Below are 8669 nucleotides of genomic sequence, written 5' to 3' on the forward strand. Positions count from 1 at the left end.
TGTCGGTCCTGCTCGTCCGTTGTTGGATCGCGGAGTGGCCGCGCGGGTTGCATGTCGGCATGCGAAGACTGATTCCCACGGGGGAGGCGGCCCGCCCGGTCGCCTTCGCCGAGGTCCCCCCGCCCGTCCCGGCACCGGACGAGGCACTGGTCAAGGTCGAGGCGTTCGCACCGAACCGGGGCGAGACGTTCCTCCTCGAAGACCCCCGCCCGGGGTTGTTGCCCGGCAAGGACGTCGCGGGGCTCGTGGTGCAGGCCGCGGCCGACGGGTCGGGTCCCGCCATCGGAACCCGCGTGGCCGGACACCCGCCGCACGGTGGCTGGGCCGAGTACGCGGCGGTGCCGACGCACTCCCTCGCACCGCTCCCGGACGGCGTCGACAGCGTCCGGGCGGCGGCCCTGCCCCTCGCCGGCATCACCGCTCTGCGCCTGCTGCGCGCCGCGGGTCCCCTGGCCGGCACGCGGGTGCTGCTGACCGGCGCCTCGGGCGGGGTCGGTCACTACGTCACCGAACTGGCAGTCGCCGCCGGGGCCGAGCCGACCGCGGTGACGGCCACACCGGAGCGCGGCGAACGGCTGGCGGTGCTGGGCGCCGAGGTGGTGCACGAGGTGGCGGCGGCCCAGGGGCCGTTCGACGTCGTACTGGAGTCCACAGGCGGCCCGGATCTGCCGGTGGCCCTGTCCAAGGCCCGCCCGGGCGGCCTGGTCGTCTGGTTCGGCCAGGCGAGCCGCACCCCGGCGACCCTCGACTTCTTCGAACTCCTGGGCGGGCCCGAGCGCGTCACCCTCCGGCACTTCCACTACGCGGGCGCGCCCTACGCCCCCGACCTCAGGACGTTGGTGCGCCTGGTGGAACAGGAGCGGCTGCACCCGGAGATCGGCCGGATCGCCGACTGGGCGGACACCGCCGACACGCTGATCGACCTGCGGCAGCGCCGGATCCGTGGCAAGGCCGTCCTGCTGACCGGAGGAACCCGGTGAACGCCCCCGAGTTCGCCGCCGCCCAGTGGACGCGCGCCACCGGCGCGGGCGTCGACCCCCACGAGTACCGGTGCGTCACCGCCGGCCTCACCTCCGTCGCCGACTGGGGACCGTCCCTCTCCCGCACCGGAGACACCTGCGTCGAGCGGGCGGAGCGGGCTGGATCGTCCGTCTCCGCGGGTGAACACCTCCTGATGGCGGCCCGGTGGTACCACCTCGCCACGCTCGCGCCGTACGCGGAGGCGGACCGTGCCGCCGCCCGGGCGGACCGGGCCCTGAGCCGGGCGCTGACCGTCCTGGAGCCCGATGCGCGGCGCGTCGACGGCGAGGGCTTCACCGGCTGGCTGCGCGGCCCCGCGGACGCCCGCGGCACGGTCGTCGTCGTTCCCGGCCTGGACTCGGCCAAGGAGGAGTTCCTCGGCCTGACGTCCGCGCTGCTGGCCAGGGGGCTCGCGGTCTACGCGATGGACGGCCCCGGTCAGGGCGCCCTCACGGCCACGACCACCCTCACGCCGGACTACGAGCAGGTCGTCGGCCGGGTCCTCGACGCCCTGGGCGTCGCTCGCGCCGGGCTCGTCGGTCTCAGCCTGGGCGGCTACTACGCGGCGCGGACGGCGGCACTGGAACCGCGCGTGGCGGCCGTCGCCACCGTCAGCGGTCCCTTCCGCCTCGACTGGACCCAACTGCCCCGGCCCGTACGGGACATCATGACCGAGCGGGCCGGAGGGGCCGACGCCGCCCGCGCCTTCGCCGACCGGGTGGACCTCACCGGCCTGGCACCGCGCATCACGGCACCCCTGCTGGTCGTGGACGGCGGCCGGGACGTCATCCCCGGCGTGACGAACGGCGAGCCGCTCGCCCGCCTGGCACCGCACGGCACCCACCTGCCGGTGCCGCACGGCGACCACCTGCTCGGCAACGCGCGAGCTGACTGGCTGTTCCCGCTCGCAGACCACATCGCGGAGGCGCTGACGGGAGCGGCGGGATGAGCCGCCCCCGAAAACGCTCCTCGAGCTCCCTGTCGCGTCCCCGGCTTCTCAGGCCGGCCGCAGCCACACCGTCGCCAGCGGCGGCAGGGTCAGGCGGATGCTCGCCGGGCGGCCGTGCCAGGGCTGCGGCTCGGGTTTGACCGGGTCGGGGTGGGTGACGTCGCTGCCGCCGTAGCGGGCCGCGTCGGTGTTGACGGCCTCGTGCCAGGCGGGCACGTCCTCGGGGACGCCCAAGCGGTAGTCCTGGCGGGTGACCGGCGCGAAGTTGGACACCGCCAGCACCGGGACGCCCTCCGGGTCCAGCCGCAGGAACGCGAGGACGTTGTCGTCGGCGGCGTCCCCGACGATCCACTCGAAACCGGCCGGGTCCGTGTCCAGGCGCCACAGCGCCGGGGTCGCCCGGTAGACGGTGTTCAGGTCGCGGACCAGGTCACGCACGCCCCGGTGGTCGGCCTCCGCCCCGTACCCCGGGTCCAGCAGCCACCAGTCGGGGCCGTGCGCCTCGGACCACTCGGCGCCCTGCGCGAACTCCTGTCCCATGAACAGCAGTTGCTTGCCCGGGTGGGCCCACATGAAGCCGAGGTAGGCCCGCACCCCGGCGCGCTGCTGCCACCAGTCGCCCGGCATCTTCGACACCAGGGACCGCTTGCCGTGCACGACCTCGTCGTGCGAGATCGGCAGCACGTAGTTCTCGCTGTAGGCGTACACCATGGAGAAGGTCATCTCCCCGTGGTGGTACTTGCGGTGCACCGGCTCGTGGCTCATGTACTGCAGCGAGTCGTGCATCCAGCCCATGTTCCACTTCAGCCCGAACCCGAGCCCGCCGAAACCGCTCGGGCCCTTGTGGTGGGTGGCCCGGGTGACCCCGTCCCAGGCGGTGGACTCCTCGGCGATGGTGACCACGCCGGGCACCCTGCGGTACACCGTCGCGTTCATCTCCTGCAGGAACGCCACCGCGTCCAGGTTCTCCCGGCCGCCGTGCTCGTTGGGCGTCCACTGGCCCGCCTCGCGCGAGTAGTCCAGGTAGAGCATCGAGGCGACGGCGTCCACGCGCAGGCCGTCGATATGGAACTCCTCGCACCAGTACACGGCGTTCGCCACGAGGAAGTTGCGCACCTCGTTGCGACCGAAGTCGAACTCCAGCGTGCCCCAGTCGGGGTGCGCGGCCCGCAGCGGATCCTCGTGCTCGTACAGCGGGCGGCCGTCGAACTCGGCCAGCGCCCACGCGTCCCGCGGGAAGTGCGCCGGCACCCAGTCCATGAGAACGCCGATGCCGGCCTGGTGCAGCTTGTCGACCAGGTACCGGAAGTCGTCCGGCGTGCCCAGCCGGGCCGTCGGCGCGTAGAAGCCGGTCACCTGATAGCCCCAGGAGCCGCCGAACGGGTGCTCCGCGACCGGCATCAGCTCGACGTGCGTGAATCCCAGGTTCTTCACGTAACCGGGGAGCTGCTCGGCGAGCTGGCGGTACGTCAGGCCCGGTCGCCAGGAGGGCAGGTGGACCTCGTACACCGAGAACGGCGCCTCGTGCGCGGGGACTTCGGCCCGCTGGGCCACCCAGTCGGCGTCACCCCACTCGTACTCCGAGGACGTGATCACCGACGAGGTGGCGGGCGGTACCTCCGTGCGGCGGGCCAGCGGGTCGGCGCGCATCGTCTTCGAGCCGTCGGGGCGGGTGATCTCGAACTTGTACAGCTCGCCCTCGCCGATGTCCGGCAGGAACAGCTCCCACACCCCGGACGAGCCCAGCGACCGCATGACGTGCCCGGTGCCGTCCCAGAAGTTGAAGGTGCCGGCCACGCGGACCCCGCGCGCGTTCGGCGCCCACACCGCGAACCGGGTGCCGGTCACGCCCTCGTGGGTCATCGGATGCGCACCCAGCGCCGTCCACAGCTCCTCGTGCCGGCCCTCGCCGATCAGGTGCAGATCGAGGTCGCCCAGGGTGGGCAGGAAGCGGTAGGCGTCCTCGGTCTCCAGGACCGTGCCCTCGTACTCCACGATCAGCCGGTACGCCGGGACCTCCCGCAGCGGCAGCAGCCCCGAGAAGAACCCTTCCCCGTCGTCGTGCAGCTCGGCTCGCAGCTCCCCGGCGACGACGGTCACCGCCAGGGCGTACGGCCGGAACGCCCGGAAGGCGACGCCGCCGGGCACGGGGTGCGCGCCGAGCACGGAGTGCGGGTCGTGGTGCGTGCCGCCGAGCAGCCGCTCCCGGTCCGCCGCGGCGACGGCGGGCGAGACGGCCACCTCCATCTCCGGCGGGACGACCTGGGCTGCGGTGGAGGCCTTCCCGGCGGTGGTCCTACGGGGGGCGGCTTCCTTGGCGGTCGTCTTCTTCGCCGGCGTCTTCTTCGCCGGAGCCTTCTCAGCGGAAGACTTGGCGGCAGCGGCCTTCGTGGTGGCCCTGGTGAGGGCCTTCGCGGCGGCCTTGGTGGCCGCCGTCTTCGCCGTGGTGGCCTTCTCCGCGGCGGTCTTCGTGACCGCCGTCTTCTTCGCGACCGCCTTCCTCTCGGTCGTCTTCTTCGCGGTCGTCTTCTTCGCGACCGTCTTGCTCGCCGCCGTTTTCTTGACGGCTGTCTGCTCGGCGGCTGCCTTGGTCGCGGCCACCTTCTTGGCGGTGGCCTTCGCCGCGGGCGCCTTCGCGGGAGGCGACTTCTTCGCGACGGCCTTCTTCGCGGCGGTCGTCTTCGCCGGGGCCGCCTTCTTGGCGGTGGTCTTCGCCGCGGGTGACGGTGCAGCGGGCGTCTTCTTGGCTGCTGCCTTCTTCGCGGCCGCCGTCCCCTTCTTTGCCGCTGCCTGTTTGGGCACCGCCGTCTTCTTCGCGGCGCTCTTCTGCTGGGCGGCCGTGGGCTGCTCGGGGATCTTCTCCCCGGCGGTCCCCTTAGGGCGCGAACCGCTGGACTCAGGGCGGGGGGTCACGGGCGGAGCCTCCAGAGCGAGGGGTCGGTCAGGTCAGGTGGCCGGTCGAGGCGAGCCGGTCTATGGCGGCCAGGGGCACCGGCAGCCAGTCGGGGCGGTGCCGGGCCTCGTACACCACCTCGTAGATCGCCTTGTCCGTCTCGTAGGCACGCAGCAGCACCGGGTCGGTGCGCGGATCGCGGCCGGAGGCCTCCGCGTAGCCGGAGCAGTACGCGGAGCGGCAGGTCTCGGCCCAGTCCGGCTGGGGCGGGTCGGCCGAGCGTGCCGCGTAGTCGAAGGACCGCAGCATGCCGGCGACGTCGCGCACCGCCGGCTGCGGCATGCGGCGCTCGGCCAGCGGCCGGGCCGGCTCTCCCTCGAAGTCGATCAGCCGCCACTCGCCGGACGGCGAGCGCAGGCACTGCCCGAGATGCAGATCGCCGTGCACCCGCTGAGCGGTCCAGGTGCGGCCCTCGGCGGCCAGATCGCCCAGCGCCGTGAACGCCGACCGCAGCCCGCGGGCGTACTGCCGCAGCGCGGGCACCGACTGGACGGCCGCGTCCAGCCGCTCGATCATGCCGTCGACCATGAGCTCGAGCTGTGTGTGACCGAGCGTGACGGTCGGCAACGCCCGGGCCAGCGCGGTGTGCACCTCGGCGGTGGCCCGCCCCAGTGCCCGCGCCTCGGCGCCGAAGTCCTCACCCTTGGCCAGCTCGCGCAGCGCCAGCTCCCAGCCGTCGGAGGCGCCCTGCAGGAACGGCTGGAGCACTCCCAGGACGTAGGGCTGGCCGGCGAGGTCCACCGGGCCCGCCGCGACGACCGGGTCCGCCGTGGGGGCGATGTCCGCGACCATCCAGGCCGTCGGCGCCGGCACCCGGGGGCAGTTCTCCCGGGCCAGCGCGAGCGGCAGCTCCAGATCCGGGTTGACCCCGGGCACGATCCGGCGGAGCAGCTTCAGAATGAACGTATCTCCGTAGACGATCGACGAGTTGGACTGCTCGGCGGTCACCACGCGGGGCACCAGCCCGGAGCGGATGTCCTGGCCGGGGTCCCGCTCGAAGCGGAGCCTGCCGACCCGGGCCTGCGCGCGCAGCGCCTCCAGGAGCAGCTCGGCGGGCCGGGTGTCGTGCAGGGCGTCGTAGACGGTCCGGCCGGCGAGCGGTCCCGTCGGCACATGTCCGATGAGCGCGGGCGCCAGCCGAGGCGGCAGCGCCTCGCGCACGCCTATCAGCAGCTGGTAGCAGTCACCGGGGTGACCGGGCGCGCCATGGGTCGGCGCGACGGGCTGATGGGCGCGTACGAGCAGGTGGTACAGCCCCAGCTTGGACGTGGCCGGGAGCAGTTCGGTGGCCTCGACCAGCGTGAACCCGGTGACCGGCCGTCCCTTGCCCGCGAACCAGCGCTGCCGCGGCAGCCATTCCCGCAGCAGCGGATCCAGGGAGACCAGAAGGCCGGGCGGGGTGGTGACGGTGCGTGTGACGGCTTCCGACATGGCGTCGCGTCCTTTCACCCATTTGTGGTGCGCCTCCGAGGCCTGCATCCGGCCCCGGACGGCGCCCCTCCGGCTCACGCGGGTGGGCGGGGTGTTACTGATGCGTGCCCCGGGCGGGGCGGAGGAAACGCCCCGCCGCCGGGGTTTGCGGCCCGTCCCGCGGATCGGGCCTCAACAGGCCTTTTCAGACCTCACACGGTCTCCTTGCGGAGCCTGAACCAGTAGAACCCGTGGCCCCCGAGGGTCAGCAGGTACGGCAGCTCGCCGATGGCCGGGAAGCGGACCCCGCCGAACAGCTCCACAGGGTGCCGCCCCTCGAAGGCGCTCAGGTCCAGCTCGGTGGGCTGCGCGAAACGCGAGAAGTTGTTCACGCACAGCACCAGGTCGTCCTCGTACTCCCGCAGGAATGCCAGCACCGCGGGGTTGGAGGAGGGCAGCTCGGTGTACGAGCCGAGTCCGAAGGCCGGGTTCTGCTTGCGGATCTCGATCATGCGACGGGTCCAGTGCAGCAGCGACGACGGCGAGGCCATGGACGCCTCGACGCTCGTGACCTGGTAGCCGTAGACCGGGTCCATGATCGTGGGCAGGAACAGCCGCCCCGGATCGCACGAGGAGAACCCCGCGTTGCGGTCGGGCGTCCACTGCATCGGCGTGCGCACCGCGTCCCGGTCGCCGAGCCAGATGTTGTCGCCCATGCCGATCTCGTCGCCGTAGTACAGGATCGGCGAGCCCGGCAGCGACAGCAGCAGGGCGGTGAACAGCTCGATCTGGTTGCGGTCGTTGTCCAGCAGGGGCGCGAGCCTGCGGCGGATGCCGATGTTGGCGCGCATGCGGGGGTCCTTGGCGTACTCGGCCCACATGTAGTCGCGCTCTTCGTCGGTGACCATTTCGAGCGTGAGCTCGTCGTGGTTGCGCAGGAAGATGCCCCACTGGCAGTTCGACGGAATCGCCGGGGTCTTCGCCAGGATCTCGGAGACGGGGTAGCGGGATTCCCGGCGTACGGCCATGAAGATGCGCGGCATGACCGGGAAGTGGAACGCCATGTGGCACTCGTCGCCACCGCTCGGGTAGTCGCCGAAGTAGTCGACGACGTCCTCGGGCCACTGGTTGGCCTCCGCCAGCAGCACGGTGTCCGGGTACTGCGCGTCGATCTCCTTGCGGACCCGCTTCAGGAAGTCGTGCGTCTCCGGGAGATTCTCGCAGTTCGTGCCCTCCTGCTGGTACAGGTAGGGCACCGCGTCCAGCCGGAACCCGTCGATGCCCAGGTCCAGCCAGAACTTCAGCGCGGAGATCATCTCCTCCTGCACGGCCGGGTTCTCGTAGTTGAGGTCCGGCTGGTGGGAGAAGAAGCGGTGCCAGTAGTACTGCTTGCGGACCGGGTCGTAGGTCCAGTTGGAGGCCTCGGTGTCGACGAAGATGATCCGCGCGTCCTGGTACTGCTTGTCGTCGTCCGCCCACACGTAGTAGTCGCCGTAGGGCCCGTCGGGGTCCTTGCGCGACTCCTGGAACCACGGGTGCTGGTCGCTGGTGTGGTTCATGACGAAGTCGATGATCACGCGCATGCCACGCTGGTGGGCGGCGTCGACGAACTCCACGAAGTCCGCCAGGTCGCCGAACTCCGGCAGCACCGCCGTGTAGTCGGAGACGTCGTAGCCGCCGTCGCGCAAGGGCGACTTGAAGAACGGTGGCAGCCACAGGCAGTCGACGCCCAGCCACTGGAGGTAGTCGAGCTTCGCGGTCAGACCCTTGAGGTCGCCGACGCCGTCGCCGTTGCTGTCCTGGAACGAGCGGACGAGCACCTCGTAGAAGACGGCGCGCTTGAACCACTCCGGGTCACGGTCCCTGGCAGGAGTGTCCTCGAAGGTGTCCGGAACGGGTTCGTTGACGATCATGTTGTGGGTGACCCTCCGATCTCCGGGGTGGACGGTCGCAGAACCGTGAAGACGTGCGCGGGCCGCCGGCCCGGTTCGAGGCGCACATAGTTGGCCCTGCCCCAGTGGTAGGTCTCGCCGGTGAGCTCGTCGCGCACCGGCACCGACTCGTGCCAGTCCAGGCCGAGTTGCGGCATGTCCAACGAGACCGTGGCCTCCTGGGTGTGGTGGGGGTCGAGGTTGGCGACCACCAGAACCGTGTTCGAACCCTTCCGCTTCGAGTAGGCGATCACCGCCTCCTGGTCGGCGTGGTGGAAGTGCAGGTCGCGCAGCTGCTGGAGGGCCGGGTTCTCCCGCCGGACGGTGTTGAGCCGGGTCAGCAGCGGGACGATGGTGCGGCCCTCGCGTTCGGCGTTCTCCCAGTCGCGGTGGCGGAGCTGGTACT

At 71.8% G+C, this 8669-nt stretch carries 6 protein-coding genes; 2 read left to right on the plus strand and 4 right to left on the minus strand.

Annotation, left to right across the window (positions count from 1 at the left end):
- The first annotated feature begins 59 nt into the window (after positions 1–59).
- Positions 60–980 carry a zinc-binding dehydrogenase gene (locus ACFY5B_RS35720; RefSeq protein ID WP_389978110.1) on the plus strand — a complete coding sequence of 307 codons (921 nt, stop codon included), beginning with the start codon at positions 60–62 and terminating at the stop codon, positions 978–980.
- Positions 977–1969, plus strand: a complete 993-nt coding sequence (locus ACFY5B_RS35725; RefSeq protein WP_389978114.1) for an alpha/beta hydrolase — start codon at positions 977–979, stop codon at positions 1967–1969. Before ACFY5B_RS35720 ends, ACFY5B_RS35725 begins: the two co-directional genes overlap by 4 nt.
- A gap of 48 nt (positions 1970–2017) precedes the next feature.
- Here the strand turns inward: ACFY5B_RS35725 and glgB are convergent, their stop codons facing one another.
- The 4 genes from glgB to ACFY5B_RS35745 all read right to left on the minus strand — a co-directional run.
- Entirely contained in the window at positions 2018–4882 is a 2865-nt protein-coding gene (gene glgB, locus ACFY5B_RS35730; RefSeq protein WP_389978117.1) for a 1,4-alpha-glucan branching enzyme, read from the minus strand.
- Between the two features lie 28 nt (positions 4883–4910).
- On the minus strand, positions 4911–6353 hold the full coding sequence (locus ACFY5B_RS35735; RefSeq protein ID WP_389978121.1) for a maltokinase: 1443 nt from the start codon (positions 6351–6353) through the stop codon (positions 4911–4913).
- A 191-nt stretch (positions 6354–6544) separates the two neighbouring features.
- Positions 6545–8245 carry a maltose alpha-D-glucosyltransferase gene (gene treS, locus ACFY5B_RS35740; protein WP_344458866.1) on the minus strand — a complete coding sequence of 567 codons (1701 nt, stop codon included), beginning with the start codon at positions 8243–8245 and terminating at the stop codon, positions 6545–6547.
- Positions 8242–8669, minus strand: a 428-nt coding sequence (locus tag ACFY5B_RS35745) for a DUF3459 domain-containing protein (protein WP_389978125.1), incomplete at its 5' end; no start/stop codon positions are given. The genes ACFY5B_RS35745 and treS, both read right to left, overlap by 4 nt.

This window comes from Streptomyces sp. NPDC013187, assembly GCF_042899705.1.
GTDB classification, from domain to species: Bacteria; Actinomycetota; Actinomycetes; order Streptomycetales; family Streptomycetaceae; genus Streptomyces; species Streptomyces hawaiiensis_A.

Excerpts from the sequence above, each read along its gene's own strand:
- ACFY5B_RS35720 (WP_389978110.1), top strand. The coding sequence starts at position 60 with ATGCGAAGACTGATTCCCACGGGGGAGGCGGCCCGCCCGGTCGCCTTC.
- ACFY5B_RS35735 (WP_389978121.1), bottom strand. The coding sequence starts at position 6,353 with ATGTCGGAAGCCGTCACACGCACCGTCACCACCCCGCCCGGCCTTCTG.
- treS (WP_344458866.1), bottom strand. The coding sequence starts at position 8,245 with ATGATCGTCAACGAACCCGTTCCGGACACCTTCGAGGACACTCCTGCC.